The 16,523-nt window shown below is 65.4% G+C and carries 15 protein-coding genes and 1 tRNA gene; 7 read left to right on the top strand and 9 right to left on the bottom strand.

Annotated elements, in window-relative coordinates:
- Positions 1 to 3 precede the first annotated feature (3 nt).
- Complete coding sequence (locus tag ACZYZ7_RS16170) at positions 4 to 1,770, top strand: penicillin-binding transpeptidase domain-containing protein (protein ID WP_463741327.1); 1,767 nt, start codon at positions 4 to 6, stop codon at positions 1,768 to 1,770.
- Here the strand turns inward: ACZYZ7_RS16170 and ACZYZ7_RS16165 are convergent.
- From ACZYZ7_RS16165 to ACZYZ7_RS16155, 3 genes are read right to left on the bottom strand one after another with little or no spacing between them, the layout of a single operon-like run.
- Positions 1,767 to 3,473 (bottom strand): diol dehydratase reactivase ATPase-like domain-containing protein, encoded by a 1,707-nt coding sequence (locus tag ACZYZ7_RS16165; RefSeq protein WP_463741326.1) that lies wholly within the window; start codon positions 3,471 to 3,473, stop codon positions 1,767 to 1,769. The genes ACZYZ7_RS16170 and ACZYZ7_RS16165 overlap by 4 nt on opposite strands.
- Complete coding sequence (locus ACZYZ7_RS16160; protein ID WP_135459359.1) at positions 3,470 to 3,814, bottom strand: diol dehydratase small subunit; 345 nt, start codon at positions 3,812 to 3,814, stop codon at positions 3,470 to 3,472. The genes ACZYZ7_RS16165 and ACZYZ7_RS16160 overlap by 4 nt, the downstream gene beginning before the upstream one ends.
- Positions 3,811 to 6,030, bottom strand: a complete 2,220-nt coding sequence (locus ACZYZ7_RS16155; RefSeq protein WP_463741422.1) for a propanediol/glycerol family dehydratase large subunit — start codon at positions 6,028 to 6,030, stop codon at positions 3,811 to 3,813. The genes ACZYZ7_RS16160 and ACZYZ7_RS16155 overlap by 4 nt, the downstream gene beginning before the upstream one ends.
- A 168-nt stretch (positions 6,031 to 6,198) precedes the next feature.
- Between ACZYZ7_RS16155 and ACZYZ7_RS16150 the strand changes: the two genes are divergently transcribed.
- From ACZYZ7_RS16150 to ACZYZ7_RS16130, 5 genes are all read left to right on the top strand, one after another.
- Positions 6,199 to 6,633 carry a hypothetical protein gene (locus tag ACZYZ7_RS16150; protein ID WP_463741325.1) on the top strand — a complete coding sequence of 145 codons (435 nt, stop codon included), beginning with the start codon at positions 6,199 to 6,201 and terminating at the stop codon, positions 6,631 to 6,633.
- The gene (locus ACZYZ7_RS16145) at positions 6,569 to 8,377 is read left to right on the top strand and encodes a peroxidase family protein (RefSeq protein ID WP_463741324.1); all 1,809 of its coding nucleotides are present in this window, start codon (positions 6,569 to 6,571) and stop codon (positions 8,375 to 8,377) included. Before ACZYZ7_RS16150 ends, ACZYZ7_RS16145 begins: the two co-directional genes overlap by 65 nt.
- A 9-nt stretch (positions 8,378 to 8,386) precedes the next feature.
- Positions 8,387 to 8,920: a nitroreductase family deazaflavin-dependent oxidoreductase gene (locus ACZYZ7_RS16140; RefSeq protein WP_463741323.1), complete on the top strand. Its 534-nt coding sequence runs from the start codon at positions 8,387 to 8,389 to the stop codon at positions 8,918 to 8,920.
- Between the two features lie 616 nt (positions 8,921 to 9,536).
- Positions 9,537 to 11,210: a metallophosphoesterase family protein gene (locus ACZYZ7_RS16135; protein ID WP_463741322.1), complete on the top strand. Its 1,674-nt coding sequence runs from the start codon at positions 9,537 to 9,539 to the stop codon at positions 11,208 to 11,210.
- Positions 11,207 to 12,061, top strand: a complete 855-nt coding sequence (locus ACZYZ7_RS16130; protein WP_463741321.1) for an HAD family hydrolase — start codon at positions 11,207 to 11,209, stop codon at positions 12,059 to 12,061. The genes ACZYZ7_RS16135 and ACZYZ7_RS16130 overlap by 4 nt, the downstream gene beginning before the upstream one ends.
- A gap of 204 nt (positions 12,062 to 12,265) precedes the next feature.
- Here ACZYZ7_RS16130 and ACZYZ7_RS16125 read toward each other — a convergent pair.
- The 3 genes from ACZYZ7_RS16125 to ACZYZ7_RS16115 form a co-directional block, all read right to left on the bottom strand.
- A tRNA-Ser gene (locus ACZYZ7_RS16125) sits at positions 12,266 to 12,356 on the bottom strand.
- A 162-nt stretch (positions 12,357 to 12,518) separates the two neighbouring features.
- Positions 12,519 to 12,974 carry a nucleoside deaminase gene (locus tag ACZYZ7_RS16120; RefSeq protein ID WP_135459363.1) on the bottom strand — a complete coding sequence of 152 codons (456 nt, stop codon included), beginning with the start codon at positions 12,972 to 12,974 and terminating at the stop codon, positions 12,519 to 12,521.
- Positions 12,971 to 13,477 carry a tRNA adenosine deaminase-associated protein gene (locus tag ACZYZ7_RS16115; protein ID WP_135459364.1) on the bottom strand — a complete coding sequence of 169 codons (507 nt, stop codon included), beginning with the start codon at positions 13,475 to 13,477 and terminating at the stop codon, positions 12,971 to 12,973. Before ACZYZ7_RS16115 ends, ACZYZ7_RS16120 begins: the two co-directional genes overlap by 4 nt.
- 98 nt (positions 13,478 to 13,575) lie before the next feature.
- Here ACZYZ7_RS16115 and ACZYZ7_RS16110 point away from each other — a divergent pair, with 98 nt between their 5' ends.
- Positions 13,576 to 14,520 carry a prephenate dehydrogenase gene (locus ACZYZ7_RS16110; RefSeq protein ID WP_450072594.1) on the top strand — a complete coding sequence of 315 codons (945 nt, stop codon included), beginning with the start codon at positions 13,576 to 13,578 and terminating at the stop codon, positions 14,518 to 14,520.
- Here the strand turns inward: ACZYZ7_RS16110 and ACZYZ7_RS16105 are convergent.
- From ACZYZ7_RS16105 to ACZYZ7_RS16095, 3 genes are read right to left on the bottom strand one after another with little or no spacing between them, the layout of a single operon-like run.
- The gene (locus ACZYZ7_RS16105) at positions 14,483 to 15,070 is read right to left on the bottom strand and encodes a putative glycolipid-binding domain-containing protein (RefSeq protein WP_135459365.1); all 588 of its coding nucleotides are present in this window, start codon (positions 15,068 to 15,070) and stop codon (positions 14,483 to 14,485) included. The two genes, ACZYZ7_RS16110 and ACZYZ7_RS16105, sit on opposite strands and share 38 nt — an antisense overlap.
- A complete protein-coding gene (locus ACZYZ7_RS16100) occupies positions 15,067 to 15,861 on the bottom strand; it encodes an ABC transporter permease (RefSeq protein ID WP_450072519.1) in 795 nt (264 codons plus the stop codon). Before ACZYZ7_RS16100 ends, ACZYZ7_RS16105 begins: the two co-directional genes overlap by 4 nt.
- Positions 15,858 to 16,523, bottom strand: a complete 666-nt coding sequence (locus ACZYZ7_RS16095) for an ABC transporter permease (protein ID WP_450072518.1) — start codon at positions 16,521 to 16,523, stop codon at positions 15,858 to 15,860. Before ACZYZ7_RS16095 ends, ACZYZ7_RS16100 begins: the two co-directional genes overlap by 4 nt.

Genomic DNA, 16,523 nt, shown 5'->3' with positions numbered 1-16,523 from the left:
AGCATGACTCAACGGCGCGCCTTGCTCTTGCTGCTGTGCCTGTTTCTCCCGATCGTGGGATGTTCCTCCTCTCCCGACCCGGCTGACCGCTTCGCCGCCTTCGCCGATGCCCTGCAGCGTAAAGACGCCGGCGGAGCAGCCGCACAGACCACCGACCCCGCATCCGCCGAGCCGGCAATCAAGTCGATGTTCGACGGCATGGGCGATGCCGCCGCGGTCAAGGTCAGCGCCGAACCCGAGGACGGCACCGAGTCCGGCGCGACACTGAAGTATCAGTGGTCTTGGGGCGAAGGCCACGATTTTGCCTACGACACCACGGGTACCGCCACCAAGACCGGTGACGACTGGCGCATCTCCTGGACGCCGACGCTGTTGCACCGAGATCTGCGGGACGGCTTGAGGTTTCAATACAGCACCGACAGCGACCTGCAAACCCCAGTGCTCGACCGGACCGGTCAGCCGTTGATGACGTGGCAGACCGTGGGTGTGATCTCCCTGGACCGCGCCCACCTGGATTCGGCCGCCCCACTGGCCGCGCTGCTGGCCCCCTTCGATGCCACCACCACCGCCGAATCCATCGGCGCACAGTTCGCGTCGAACTCCGATGACCGGGTGACGGTGATGAAGTTGCGCGAAGACGACCTCTCAGCGGTGCGCGACCAACTGACCCAGGTTCCGGGTGTGACGGTGGCCGAGCAGGGTGAGCTGCTGACAGCCGACCGCCAGTTGTCCTCACCCGCCATCGGCGGGCTGGCGCAGCTGTGGCACGACCGGATCACCAAAGCCGCCGGGTGGTCGGTCTATCTGGTCGACGGGAAGGGCGCAGCCGCTCAGCGGCTGACCGCGCAACCACCGGCGCCGACCGACCCGATGCGCACCACGCTGGACCTGCGGCTGCAACTGCTTGCTCAACACGCGGTCGCCCAGGAGGCCCGGCCCGCCGTGGTGGTCGCGATCTCCGGCTCGACGGGCGGCATCCTGGCCGCCGCGCAGAACACCGCCGCAGACCCGCAAGGCGCCATTGCCTTTTCGGGTCTCTATCCGCCGGGCTCGACGTTCAAGACCATCACCACCGCTGCCGCCCTGGAAGCCAACCTGGCGACCCCGGACACCCCGGTGGCCTGCCCCGGCCGGTTGACGATCGAGAACCGCACCATCCCCAACGACGACGACTTCGACCTGGGGACGGTGCCGTTGGCGTCGGCGTTCTCGCATTCGTGCAACACCAGCATGGCCGCCCTGTCGGACAAGCTGCCCCCTGACGCACTGACCAAGACCGCCCGAGCCTTCGGCATCGGGGTGGACTTCACCATCCCGGGGCTCACCACGGTGACCGGTCGGGTTCCCAACGCGGACACCGCCGCCCAGCGGGTCGAGAACGGTATCGGCCAGGGAACCGTGACGGTCAGCCCGTTCGGCCTCGCGGTCGCCGAGGCCAGCCTGGCGCACGGCTCGACCATCCTGCCCACCCTGGTCGACGGCGACAAGGTGACCGCCGATACCCCCTCGGAGTCGCTGCCGGCCGCCGTCACCGGGGCACTGCGGGACATGATGCGCAAGACCGTGACCGAGGGCACCGCAAGCCAATTGAGCGACATCCCCGATCTCGGCGGCAAGACCGGCACCGCCGAGTTCGGCGACAACACGCACTCGCACGGATGGTTCGCCGGTATCGCCGGTGACATCGCGTTCGCCACCCTGGTGGTGGGCGGTGACTCGTCGACGCCGGCGGTGAAGATCTCCGGAGACTTCCTGCGGGCTACCGGCTAGCCGGCCGACAGGTGGACGAGGCCCGAGGCGACCGCAAACCGCGGGCCGTGCACCCCGTCGATGTTGGCCCGCCCCACCACAACTCCCAGGCTGCGCAGGGATTCGCCGACCGTGCGCAGCAGTTCGTCATCGAGTGCTCCACCTCCGGCCAACACCAACGCAGTCGGGGGTTTCTCGAATGCGGCCAGGCAGCGGGCGATGTTGGCCGCCACGGTCTCCTGCTTGATCGCCAGCCGTAGACTGCGCCATTCCTCGGCCGCCAGCTTGGTGGAGAACGGCACCAACCCGGCGGTGCCGCGGGTGCACAGCCGGCCGATCGCGTCGGCCGGGGCCGGTGCGTCGAGGAACAGGCGTCGGCCGTCCTCCTCGTGCGCGACATGGGGCCCCTCGACCCGGATCGCCGGGGTGCGCTTGACCCGCTCGGCCAGTGCCCGCGGGATGTTCAGCATGCGCGCCACCGCGACGGTGATGGTCTCCCCCGCCCCCGCCGCCGTGACCGTGCGATCCGGGCCGATCAGATCGATGGTGCCGCCGCCGATATCGCACACCACCGAATCCGGCGGCAGCCCCGGTGTGGTGCGTGCCCCCCGCGCGGCGGCCTCCGGCTCTCCTGCGATCGTGTGGGCCGGACGCCCGGTCAGCGCGGCAAGTGTCGTCGCGGCATCCTCGACATGATCGGCCGCCAGCAGGGCGACCACCGTGCCGCGGGCATCCGCCACGCCACGGCGCAGCCACGTTCCGCTGTCGAGGGCGGCGAGGTCGGTGAAAAAGGCGTCGTCGAGGGCGATCTCATGGTCGGCGGTCGGGATGGAGCGCAACCGGATCCGCACCACACTGCCGGGCAGTTCGCGACGCAGGATCGCGTGGGCCTGCGCAGGCGAATAGCGCACAACTCGCCCATCGATCCGAAACTCGACGTAATCGTCGTCCACCGCAGGCGGTTCCGGCGCCTCGGTGCGCGCCGTCACGGCGATGGCCGGGGAATCCGAAAGTTCCCTGGTGAACTCGGCGACGTCGTGGATCTGCTCGTGGCCGAGTTCCAAAGCCGCACACAGCGCGATCGGATCTGCCAGGGCGCGGTAGGCGCGCCCCTCGGCCACAACCTCCACCGCGACGAGCACGCCGGAGGCCAACCCGTCGAGCATCACCTCGTCGACCACCGGCAGGTCGAGCGGAATCCGGTTGCGGATCAACACCGCATCGTCCTGGGCGGCCAGTACACCCTCGATGGTCCAGCCCCGGGACACCGCGGCGGTGATCGCAGCCGCGGCGACCTCGAAATCGGCGTCGCCGTCAACCGAGACGATCACCGGACCGGCCTGCGGTTCAGAAACCAGTTCCCGCAGCGGCACGTGCCGGCCGACGGCGTACCCCGTACCGGCCGGGGTGCTGGCATCGGGCTTGCGCAAGCTGCGCACCGGTGAGCGCGGCGACGGCGCCGGGGCCAGCGGGGCGGTTTCGGTGTCGACCGGCCGGATCGCCGAGAGCGCCAACTCATCGGCCCGAACCGAAGCGTCGACCTCGATGCGGTGCAGCAGCGCCGCCGCTCCCTCCAACGAGTCCCGGGATCCCTTGCGGCCCCGGGTCGGCGCCTGGCCGTGGGTGATCGGCTCGACGGTGCCGTCGATGATTCGGGCCAGGACGATCTCGGTGGTGTGGTTGCCGACGTCGATGCCGGCCACGACGCGGGGAACCGACGTCACCGCAACAGACCCCGCCTGGCGTACACCACGGCGGCCTGCCGCACCAGCTCGGCACAGCGCGCCGCGCCGCGGGTCTCCAGTGACGCCTGCAACGCGTCGAGTTCGGCGGCCGTGGAGCGGTGCGGGCGCAGCGCCTCGTACAGGCCCATCACCTCTTCATCGTCGATGGTGGCCAATTCGGCTGCACGCAGGAAGTTCTCGGCGAGCTGCGGGTTGCCGTTCTCCTCGGCGACGACAGCCTGGTGCGCGAGCGTGGCCGGGTCCATCCGCAGATCCGACAGGTCCAATTTGCCGTCGACGGCTGCTGCGACTGAAAACTTCTGGGCGGACTCCTCACTCATGCCCGCGTCACCTCCACCGTAACGGGCGCCTGGCCCGGTTCACTGGCCTCACGTTCCAATGCCACCAGGGCCACCGCGCGGGCGTGGTAGCGCGCCGATATCGACTCGTCGGTGCCGCCGGTCAGGATCGGCACCGGCGCCATGCCCTTGGCATGACGGGCGGCGTTGCGGCCCAGCTCGCGATAGTTCCGCGCGGTCAACAGCGGGGCCACGCTGAACAGCTCCAGGTTGGCCAGCGGCGCCAGATCCCGCCGATGAATGAGCGCAGTGCCCTTGCCCTGCAATCCGATTCCGATGCCCGACCCGGACAGCTTGGCCGCGGTCAGGCCGATCAGGCCGACGTCGATGGTGGAGCGCACCCGGACGAACCGCGGCACGCAGCCCTCCTCCTCCAGCCCGGCGGAGAGTTGGCGGATCACCTCGCCGATCGGCAGGCCGCACAGACTCAGCCACACACTGCGGCCCAACGCCGGGGACAACCCGATGACCACCTCGCGGGGATCGCTGCCCTGCCGGGCCGGTTCGAGGTCGGTGACGGTGATGTGGCCGGCATGCGCGGCCTGGTCGGCGGTGAGCTCGGCGCCGTTGCGCTGCTGACGGATGTTGTCGATCTCGGCCCGGCGCTCATCGGTCGGCGTGTAACCCGTTCCGGGACCGGTGTAGTCGTTCGGGTCGGTGATCTTGGACAGCACCCGGAACTGCTCGTCGAAGATCGCCGAGGTCTGCAACTGGTCACCACGCAGACGCTCGGACGTGAGCCGCATGACGGCCTCGGCCTCCTCGTCGTAACCGGTGCGCTTCAGGGAGGCGACCACGTCGAATACCGTGAGCTGCCTGGCCTCGATGGCGTTGGCCGCTTCCGCGACGGCCTTCGGATCGCCGGGCGGCAGATCGCGTGACCCGTTGGCGATCACCACCTCCTCGACGTGGCTGTCGTCGAAATCCGCCAGACCCAGATCGCGGTACACCGCCTGCACGGCCGTCGCCGCCCTTCGACGGACTGCGGCCAGGTGCTCGGGCGATACCGTGCGCAGGCCGCCGTCGGCACCCCAATCCCGTTGCAAGACCAGGAAATCGTCCATGTCGTCGGAGTTGAAGTTGGATAGCGCGAACGCGTTGTCGTAGCGCGGGATCGAGCCGAACCCGGAGAAGATGAAGTCCGCACCGGCCAGCAGCACCGGCAGGGTGTGGGCGCTGCGGCGGATGTCGGACTCGGAGATCAGGTTGTCATTGCCCGCGCACGACTCCAGATCCCGCATCATCACCATCAGGTTCTCGGCGAGCAGCTCCTTCATGCCCTCGGGCACCGAGGCCACCACACCGACCCCGTCGATGCCGCCGTTCTGCACACCCTGGGAACCCAGCGCCCGGGCCAGCGACACGCACCGCGATTCCAGGTACAGGATCGAGCATTTCTCGGCCGCACCCATCAGCACCTCGGCACCGCCGCCGCTGGTGACCCTCATCTTGAGCCCGCGCGACGCGTAGGCACTCGTCAGGATCGCCTTCGAGAACGGCGTGTCATCGCCGTCGACGAACACCTGCTCGGTGCCGTAGATGGAAATGGTCTCGGCGTAGCTGGTCAGCCCGCGCATACCGAGGCGCAGTTCCAGCGCCTCCTCGATCGCACACTGCGCCATCGCGCCCGGAGTCCCGACCTGTGAACCGATCAGCAGCGCAACGGCATTCGAGGACGCATCCCCGAGCACCGGCACCGTGGTCTCCACCTCGCGGAACCCGTAGGCCACCGCGCTGGCCGCGTCGGCGGCGATCAGCATCGGATCGTCGAGCTGGTTGGTGACGTGGGCCTGATTGCTCGGGGTGCGCCGGGCCCGCATCTTGGCCATCGCCATCTGGATCTCGACCGGCGTCAGTACGGCGATGACCCTCGCGAGTTTGGCCGGCGTGGTGCCGCCGATCAGCCGGACCACCTCGGCGCGCGGCACGTTGAGGTCGACGGTCTTGCGGGCCAGTTCGGCGTCGGACATGGCCATGGCCTCGGGCGCGGCGTCGAGGTCGAGGCCGTATCGGGCGATGAACTCGTCGATCACGTCGAAGTCGGCGGCGGCTTTGCCGTCCATCTCGATGACCTGGCCGTCACGCAGCACCAGCGACGGTTCCGGATCATGCGGGCTGCGCATCGCGACCAGGCCCAGCTCCGGGTTGGCCACACTGAACCCGTCGAGGTTCACCGGTTTCGCATCGAGGATCCGCATCCTGCCGAGGTAGGCACCGCCGTCATCCGCCACGCCGACCATTTTGCGTGACGAACGCTATTTGGTCTACCCATTACGCCTTTTGGTGTCAGACCCTCGACGAAGACATCGCAAAACAAGTAGCCGACTACTCATGCCCCGGCGCCGGCGAACACCCAAGATCTAGACATGCTGAGCCCGACAGCAGCACGCACCGCGCTCGCGGTGATCCGGATCATCAATGGCGCGACCGCCCTTGTGGCGCCCGAAAGACTGCTCACCCGACTGGGAGTCGACACCACCCGCGACCGTTCGGCGAGCTATCCGTTCCGGATGTTCGGCATCAGGACCGTGCTGATCGGGCTGGATCTGCTCCTACTGCGAGGCAGCGAACTGCGTCGGGCCGAGAACCTCGCCGTCCTGATCCATGCCACCGACACACTGTCGGCCGCCGTCACCACAGCCCGCGGCGATCTGCCGCGCCGTCACGGCGTGACGGCCACCGTCATCTCCGCAATCAACACCGCTCTCGCCATCGTCGTATGGAAAGGACGCCCCGATGTCACCTTGGACGCCACCCCCGAAGCCGTCACTGCCCACCAGGCTGTTCCTCAAGACCACTGAGCTGATCGACCGCCGGATCGGCTGGGACAAGCTGCCGCCGATACTGGGGATCTCGGTTTTGGTCGGGATCCGAGACGCGTTGCGCGAACACAACCTGTTCGACACCTATCAGGGCCGGCCACCGGAGGCACCGACGCTGGCCCCGACCGAATACCTGACCGTCCGGACGGCCAACGGCTCCTACAACGACATTGCCGCCCCGTCGATGGGCATGGCCAACACCCGATTCGGACGCAATGTGCCGCCGGCCGACGGTCGCGCCGAGACGCTGCCGCAGCTGATGGATCCCAATCCCCGACTGATCAGCACAAAACTGTTGCAACGCCGCGAATTCCGGCCGGCCACCACGCTCAACGTGCTGGCCGCGGCCTGGCTGCAGTTCGAGACCCGGGACTGGTTCAGCCACGGCACCGACGCCAATCGGATGCTGGAGATTCCCCGACCCGACGGTGACGACTGGCCCGAGGACACCATCAAGATCCCCGCCACGACCGCCGACCCCACGGCGGAGCGGAACGACACGACCTGCACGACTTTCCTGAACACCGAGACCCACTGGTGGGATGCCTCGCAGATCTACGGCAGCAACCAACAGTTCCAGGACGCCGTCCGCACCCATCGGGACGGCAAGGTGCGCATCGACGCCGACGGGTTCATCGACATCGACCCGGCCCTGATCGGCGCTGCCGGCGGCGCGGACGGGTGGTGGCTGGGCATGGAGCTCATGGGCACGATCTTCATGCGCGAGCACAACGCGATCTGCGACCGTCTGAAGGCGTCGTACTCGCACTGGTCCGACGATCAGCTGTTCAACAAGGCGCGGCTGATCAATGCCGCACTGATCGCCAAGATCCACACCATCGAATGGACCCCGGCGATCCTGGGCCATCCGACCCTGCAGATCGGCATGCGGGCCAACTGGTTCGGTTTGGCCGGAGAGCATGTCAAGGAGCTGTTCGGCCGACTGAGTTCCAGCGATGTGCTCAGCGGCATCCCGGGCTCGACGACCGACCACCACACCGCGCCGTATTCGATCACCGAGGACTTCGTCACGGTATACCGGATGCATCCGTTGGTTCCCGACGACTACGAATTCCTCAGCCTCACAACCGGAGTCGAGCCGCGCATGCTCACCTTCGGTGACATCCACGGCGGTGCGAACTCCCGGGGGGTTCTCAAGAGCATGGGTGTGGCCGAAAGCCTGTACTCCCTGGGCGTCGCTCATCCCGGCGCGGTCACCCTGCATAACAGCCCGACCCTCATGCGGGACTTCCAGCGCACCGACGAGCACACGCTCGACATGATCGCCACCGACATCCTGCGTTCCCGCGAACGTGGGGTCCCGCGCTACAACGACTTCCGCCGCGCACTACGGCTGAATCCGGTGACGAGTTTCGATCAGATCAGCGGCGGCGACGCCGAGACGGCCGCCACGATGGCCGAGATCTACGGGGGCGACATCGAGAAGGTCGACACCACGGTCGGCATGTTCGGCGAGAAGCTGCCCGAGGGATTCGGATTCAGCGACACCGCATTCCGCATCTTCGTATTGATGGCGACCCGACGCCTGAAGAGCGACCGCTTCTTCACCGTGGACTTCACGCCGCGCGTCTACACCCCCGAAGGTATGGACTGGATCGACCGCAACGACATGACCTCGGTGCTGCTGCGTCACTATCCCGAGCTCGAGCCCTCGCTGCGCGGGCAACGCAACGCCTTCGCGCCGTGGACGCGGATCGAGTAGGGCTGCACCATGTCCGGCTCGCTCAACGGAATCCCCCGGGTCAACCTGGAGACCCGACCGCGGTGGAAGCGGGAGTTCTTCTGGTTGATCGGGGGCAAGCTGTTCACCACCGAGCGGGCCGCGGCGGTGTGGCGGCGGTTCGTCGTGCCGCTGGAGGCCCCGGTGCTGAACGCGAGCCGTGGGCGGATGCGGTTGAGCCAGGGCGTCCCCGTGCTCGTACTGACCTCGACCGGCGCACGCAGCGGCAAGAAGTTCGAAACCCCACTGGCCTACTTCACCGATCGCGATGACGTGGTGTTGATCGCCTCCAACTATGGGCGTGACCGCCACCCGGGCTGGTATCACAACCTGCTCGCCCATCCGGAATGCGAGCTGCACATCGGGCCGCGCGGTGGGCGGTTCGTCGCCCGCGCGGTCAGCGGGTCAGACCGCGACCGGCTGTACACCCTGGCCACCGACCGGCTCAACAAAGGCTGGGGCGTGTACAAAAGGCGCACCGACGGAATCAGGACCATCCCGGTGCTGCGGTTGTCTCCCGACTGACGGCTTGCCGTTGATGTGCCGTGCCAGGCGCTGTGACGAGCGTGCAGCGGCGTTGTCTGGGGTGGTCACCGAAGACTGCACGTTCGGCATGCGCCCAGCAAGCGGTTGGCCACGGGTTTCCCGGGAACCGCGGTGCCGCAGCGCTCGGCAAAAACCCGCTACCTCCCTAGACAGGAAGCGGGTTTATGGCGGAGGTGAGTGGATGGCTTTCGTAGGTCAGGCTGGACCTCCTATATGTGGCGCGCCAGCGCTTCCGTGCCACGGCTGCTAGGAACGCGGCACGGAATTTCGGTTGCCCGCTGCCTGGCAACCTGAGGTCGCGTCCAGACGCCGACTCGTCAGACACCACAACCCGCGTTCCGATCGATGGATTCGAAGGCCGCCCGCGAGCAGAACCCAAACAAATGTCGGTGCGCGGAGGCAATATGTGCATCATGATGCCTTGGAGGTGGGCAAGATCGCGCGCGCAGTGCAATCCAAGAGGATGCCGGCGAGTTGAAGCCATCCGATCACTCCTGGTTCGCGACCCACGCAGCCGCGGCGCACTAGACGGTACGGCTCGAGACAACGATCTACTAATTTGATGGTCTGCACACGCAAGTCTATGGAGGTACCTGTGGTCGACGAAGTCACAAATATCGAATTCCTGTTCCGGTTCAGGGACCTTGTCGCCCCCACTGTTGAGGAACACCGGAAGATCATCGATAAATTCGGTGCGTGCTGGTGGGGATGGTGGAAGCGGCCGGCCGAAGATAGTCGGCACGGGCTTTGGAGCGAGTTGGGCGCGTCGATCAAGAGCAATGAATCACAGCGCATAGGATTGTTTGATTCCGGCACCGGTAAGGTGAGGTTCGCAACAGTCACAGGCATCGTGGAACCACATGACGAACTAGGTTCCTCCCAACTTGTAGACGTACCGAACGGCGAACGCGAACTGATCCCGAATTACTATCGGCAAAGCCCCTTTAGTCGGGCATGGATGAAGCTAACCGATATCGGTGAACCCATTCAATTCTTCTCTAGGTATTCCTATGCGGAAGCTCCTTCATTACCGAACTACACTCCAGTAACACTACGAAAATTTGTCGGCAAACGAATTCTTTCAGCAGAAGAGCTGACAGGCATGGACACGACCATCTGGAAAGTGTGCCCAGCCGTCTCCACCGATTCCGACGAAGCGCTAATTCTCGGCGTTCCGGCACTGTCAGCAGCTATTTCAGCGGAGCCGGTGAGGTGCAACTCCGATGTCGTCCTTCACATTACTGATCCACATTTTGCCTTGGGATCACATCGGGCGCAGCACGTGTGGCGACTAGAGGGTGAGGTCGGCGATACCACGCGAACAACGCTGGTAGAAGCAATAAATCGAGCACTAAAAGGTCGAACTGTCGGCCTGATCGTCGTCACCGGCGACCTGACCTTCATGGGCAGTTCAGACGAGTACCAAGAAGCTCGGAAATCTCTCACGCGCTTACTTGGCCTATTCGACTTAGGGCGAGATCACCTTGTTGTCATTCCCGGAAACCACGATATTACATGGAGTACCGACGAAACGTACAACTACGGAGCCAAAGTCCAAAACGCACCAGAGGACGCGAAACGCAATTACGCGGAGTTCTACCAGCAGCTCTTTGGCCACGATCCGAATTTGCACCTATCTATGGGGAGACGCTTTCTGTTACCTTCGGGCCTTTCGCTGGAAGTTTGCGGCCTGAACTCGTCTTCACTCAGCACAGGAAAGAACTTCCTGGCAGGGATGGGCCGGATTCAAGAAGCAAGCTTCGGTGAGGTCGCGGCCGACCTCGGGTGGACGACCAATGAGAAAACGCTTGCCCTACGAATGCTCGCGGTCCATCATCATCTCACTCTGACGGAGGATCTAGAGGATGCCGGAGACTACTCGAGGGGCTACGGCATCGCAGTAGATGCTGTCCGGATACAGCGAATGGCAGTGAAATACGGTGTGCAGTTGGCCCTTCACGGGCACAAGCATCGTGCATTTATCTGGAGATCTTCAGTATACGAACTTCCAGAGCAGACAAATCTGAAATACAAATTGGGTGAGCTTTCAATTATCGGCGGCGGAAGCGCCGGCTCAGAGGAGACCGATGGCGAAAGCAACTATTTCAATCTCCTCCATTTCACACCCGCCGAACTAGAACTCCAAATTTGGCGCTCACTACGAAAGGGCGAATTTTCAGCCATACAGAGATGGAAAGCAACGTTGGACATCGATAGTGAGGAACGGAGATTGATGTTGAGCGACTGGTCGCCGGTGATTGAATCGTGAAGCACAAAATATCGCTCCTAATCACCGACCTCGACAACACCCTCTACGATTGGGTCGGATCATTTGTACCTGCGTTTTATGCGATGATTGATGCTGCGGTTACGAGGTGGCCCATTCGAAGAGATGTGCTTCTTGATGACATACGCTCAGTCCATCAGCACCATGGCAGTTCCGAACATCCCTTCGCGCTACGGGAGGCCCATTGCATTCAGGAACTCTTCGCCGGCCTCAGCGAAGAAGAAATAAAGCAACAGCTTGATCCGGCCTTCCACGCTTTCAACAAGGCCAGGAAGGCCCATCTCCAACTCTATCCCACGGTGCATGAAACCCTTGCAGTAATCACCGACATGGGCATTCCCATTGTCGCTTATACTGACGCTCGCGCTGTTAACGGAGCCGACAGGATCCGCAAGCTAGGCATACGGCCACTTATCAAGAGACTATACGCGCCCGACCAGCGGTTGGGATCTTCGGATCTAAAGCGAAACGAGGAAGACGACTTCGTAACTCTATTACCCGCCGAAGACCGCAAACCGAACCCCAAAGCGCTGCGCGACATCTGTGAGCAGCTTAGTGTTGATTATCGCTCAACTCTATACTTGGGCGACAGCCTAATTCGAGACGTGTCCATGGCGAATTCTGCAAGCGTGCTTTCAGCTTGGGCTCGTTACGGCGTCGCAGTCGACCCCGGCCTTTGGACACGGCTTGTTCGTGTAACGCATTGGACCGATGCCGACTTGGAACGAGAAAAAGAACTTCGCGATAATGCTGAGCTCGATAGGGAGCCCGACTTGACCCTGGATAAGTTTTCCGACCTACTCGACATGGTCGATTTTGAGCCAACTGCTTAGCTGACCAGTCGAGGCCCGGTTGAGTTGGCAACCGTTCACAGTTAAAGGGTCTTACTTCACCATAGAAATGCCCAGCGCACCTGTGCATCTGTTGTCGTATTAAGGTCTTCCGACATTCGGCGGCTGGTTCGCACAACCCGGCGGCAGTGGGTGGCGATGAAAATGTTCAAACCCAGCTTTCGCTGGGTTTGAACATCGATCTCATGGCGGTGGCGGAGGGATTTGAACCCTCGGACGGGGGTTACCCGTCACACGCTTTCGAGGCGTGCTCCTTAGGCCGCTCGGACACGCCACCGTGTGGCAGCTTACCGGGCGAGCGCCGCAAGCCCTAATCGTGGCCGGCACGGGTGCTGATACGCGCTCTCAACCGGCGAGAGTGGATCTGTTGCGAAGAATCGGCCGAAAACTCGCAACCAATCCACACTCGGCGCGAGTTCGGGGCGCCACCGACACCCACTCACCGCTGGGCCGCGAAGAACTCCTCCAGCAGGGCCGCGCACTCGTCGGCCAGGACTCCGCCGACCACCTCGGGACGGTGGTTGAGCCTGCGGTCGCGCACCACGTCCCACAGCGAGCCGACCGCCCCGGTCTTGGGTTCCCACGCGCCGAACACCACCCGCGCCACCCGGGCCAGCACCAGAGCACCCGCGCACATCGTGCACGGCTCGACGGTCACCGCCAGCGTCGCGCCTTCCAGCCGCCAGCCATCGCCGAGCACCCGGGCGGCCTCGCGCATCGCCACGATCTCGGCATGCCCGGCAGGGTCCCCGGTGGCCTCACGGACATTGGCGGCGCGGGCCAGCTCGGTGCCGTCGGCGGCGAACACCACCGCGCCGATCGGCACATCGCGAGGACCGGCCGTCCGGGCAGCCTCCAGCGCCGCGCGGATCAGGGCGTCGTCAGAGGCACTCACCGACCGAGCCGGTCGAGCACCGCCGACAGCTCATCGGCGAAACCCATCTCGCGGGCGATCCGGCCGATCTGCTCGTCGGCGTACAGGTCGGTCTCGGACAGGATCACGCCGAGCACGTCCTCGTGCAGACCGATGTCGGACAGCACCGACAGGTCGCCCTCCTCGAACGGATCCGAGTCCTCGAGATCCTCTTGTTCGAGGTCCGCATCCAGGCTTTCCAGCGCCTCGGCGGCGATGTCGTAGTCCAGCGCAGCCGTCGCATCCGACAACAGCAACCGCGTTCCCGCAGGTGCCGGCCGCACGATCACAAAGAATTCGTCATCCACGTCGAGCAGCCCGAAGACCGCCCCGGCACTGCGCAGCTCACACAGCTCGGTCTCGGCCGCGGTCAGGCTCTTCAACGAGGACGAACGCATAGGGGCGCACCGCCACTTGCCGTCCTCCCGGACAACGGCCACTCCGAAGCCATCGGGCAGGTCTGCCGGCGCACGCTGTGCTCCCATGCCCGCCTACGGTAGTCGCCGACCAGCAATTTTGACAGGGATCACCTTCGGCCCCGGCACAGCCCGTATGCCAATCTTGATGCGTGACGAACACACCGGTGTGCGTGGTGGGCCTCGGCCTGATCGGTGGATCGCTGATGCGTGCCGCCGCCGGGACCGGCCGCGAGGTCTTCGGCTACAACCGGTCGATGGAGACCGTCGCCGCGGCAAAGTTCGACGGGTTCGACGCCACCGAGAACCTCGACGAGGCCCTGGGCCGGGCCGCTGACCGCAACGCGCTGATCGTGCTTGCGGTACCGATGCCGGCCATGCCGCAGATGCTCGACCACATCCGGCAGACCGCGCCGCTGTGCCCGCTGACCGACGTGACCAGCGTGAAGGGCGCGGTGCTCGACGAAGTGCGGCGGGCCGGCTTGTTGCCGAACTTCGTCGGCGGTCATCCGATGGCAGGCACCGCCCACTCGGGCTGGTCGGCCGGGGACGCCGCACTGTTCACCGGGGCCCCGTGGGTGGTCAGCGTGGACGATCACGTCGACGCTCGGGTCTGGTCCCTGGTCACCCAGCTGGCACTGGACTGCCACGCCGTCGTGGTACCGGCCCGCTCCGATGAGCACGACGCCGCCGCGGCCGCCATCTCCCACCTGCCACACCTGTTCGCCGAAACCCTGGCCCTGACCGCCGGCGAGATCCCGTTGGCCTTCGCCCTGGCGGCCGGGTCGTTCCGGGACGGCACCCGGGTAGCGGCCACCGCACCGGACCTGGTGCGGGCCATGTGTGAGGCCAACGCAGACCAGCTGCTACCCGCCCTCGAGCACGGCATCGAACTGCTGACCCGCGCCAAGGAAACGCTGGCAGCCACGGGTTCGGTGGCCGACCTGGTCGAGACCGGCCATGCCGCTCGGATGCGTTACGACAGCTTCAGCCGCCCCGAGATCATGACCACCGTGGTGGGCACGGACAACTGGCGGGCCGAGCTCGCGGCCGCCGGACGAGCCGGCGGGGTGATCAGATCCGCTCTGCCAGTCCTGGGTAATCAAGGATGAAGCCGTCGGGATCCACCGTGATGGTGGTGTCGGCGACCGGCGAGTGCAGCTTCACCGGGGCTCCGGGACCGGAGCTGCTGTAGCTGATGCTGGCGGTCTCCACCGAGAAGTCCGGCAACCGCACGTAGACCACCGGCAGGGTCATCGACTCAGCCCGCTCATGCAGGCCGGTCCGCCGGATCGGCAGCGCGTTGAAGAACGGGCTGAAGACGACGTCGACATCGAGCGCGCCGCCGAAGTCCGAGCGCTTGGTCTGGGTGTGGTCCTGCACCAGCCACATGTTCTCCTCGTCGCGCGCGATGGAGAGCTGGCGTTCCCGCTCGGCCAGCGTGACGCTGAGCGACAACCGCTTGGTGGCCCCGGTCTCGTCGGTGACCAGGTCATAGGAGGCCGAGAAAGCCGGGTGCGACGCGGTGGCGGCGGCCACAATCCGGCCGTAGGCCTTGATTCGCTTGCCCGACAGCTGAACCCGAACGGACTCCATCCGGGATACATCGTGCGCCCGCCACGTCAACACTGCTGGCCAGGCACGGTCCTTCTGGTCACTCACCCGTCTACCGTATGCGACGACACGCGGCCTTTGTAGCCGAGTCCGGAACTCCCGGCCGGACGCGACTCGAGTGCGATCTCGTCACCGAGCAACGGCTGGGGTAGGCGTCGCCCACCGATATTGCCGAACCCCAACCGGCCACTACCGGGCACCGACAACCACACCGCGAAGGCCAACGCGGCATCGAGAATCAAGGCCAGCGCCGTGACCATGAGCGCACCCACCAGCGCGATGTGGAACTGCCGCACCTTGATGCCGTCGATCAGATACCGGCCCAGACCCCCGAGGCTCGCGTACGCGGCGACCGTCGCCGTCGCCACGATCTGAAGCGTCGCGGTGCGCAGGCCGCCCACGATCAACGGCAGCGCGTTGGGCACCTCGACCCCGAACAGCACCCGGCGCTCGGTCATGCCCATCGACCGCGCCGCATCCACTACGGCAGGATCCACGTTCGCGATGCCGGCATAGGTCCCGGCCAGCAGCGGCGGGATGCCCAACAGCATCAACGCGACCGTCGGCGGCACCAGACCCAGCCCCCACAACAGCACCCCGAGCAGCAGCACGCCGAGCGTGGGCAGGGCGCGCAGGGCGTTGACGCCGGTGACGACGAGGAAGGTGCCGCGCCCGGTGTGCCCGATGAGCAGGCCGATCGGGATCGCGATCACCGCCGAGGCCAGCACCGCGACCACGGTGTACTGCAGGTGTTCGACGATGCGGGCGGCCAGGCCGGCGGGCCCGCCCCAGTTGGCGGCGGTGAAGATGAAGTCCAGTGCCTGCTGTAGGAAGTTCATGCGGCCGCCTTGATGCGCCGGGGCTTGCGGGCTACCCGAGTCCACGGCGTGATGACCTTGCCCATCAGCATGATCAGGCTGTCGATGACGACGGCCAGCACGAAGATCGCGATGATCCCGGCGATGATCTGGTCACTCTTGTTCGACTGGTAGCCCTCGGTGAACCAGGTACCCAAGCCGCCGATACCGATCACCGAGCCCACCGACACCATCGAGATATTGGTGACGGCGACGACCCGCAGTCCCGCGATCAACACCGGGATGGCGAGCGGAAGTTCCACCTTGAGCATCCGTACCAGCGGCCGGTACCCGATCGCCGTCGCCGCGTCACGCACCTGCTCGGGCACCGCGTCGAGCGCTTCGGGCACCGCCCGCACCAACAGGGCGGTGGTGTAAAGCGTCAGCGCCACAATGACATTGGCCTCATCCAGGATGCGGGTCGGGATGATCAGCGGTAGCACCACGAACAGCGCCAGCGACGGGATGGTGAAGATGACGCTCGCGGTCAGCGTGGTCATCCGCCGCAGTGCGGTGGTGCGCTGAACCGCTGCTCCCAGCGGGACGGCGATCAGCAGGCCCAGCACGATCGGCACCAACGACAACCGCAGGTGCACGACGGTCAGCACCCACAGGTCGTCGAGATGGTTGAGCAGGTATCGCAT

It is taken from the genome of Mycobacterium sp. IDUB_17, assembly GCF_055419465.1.
Note: the sequence above shows the minus strand (reverse complement) of the source record. Positions and strands in the feature narration are given on the sequence as shown.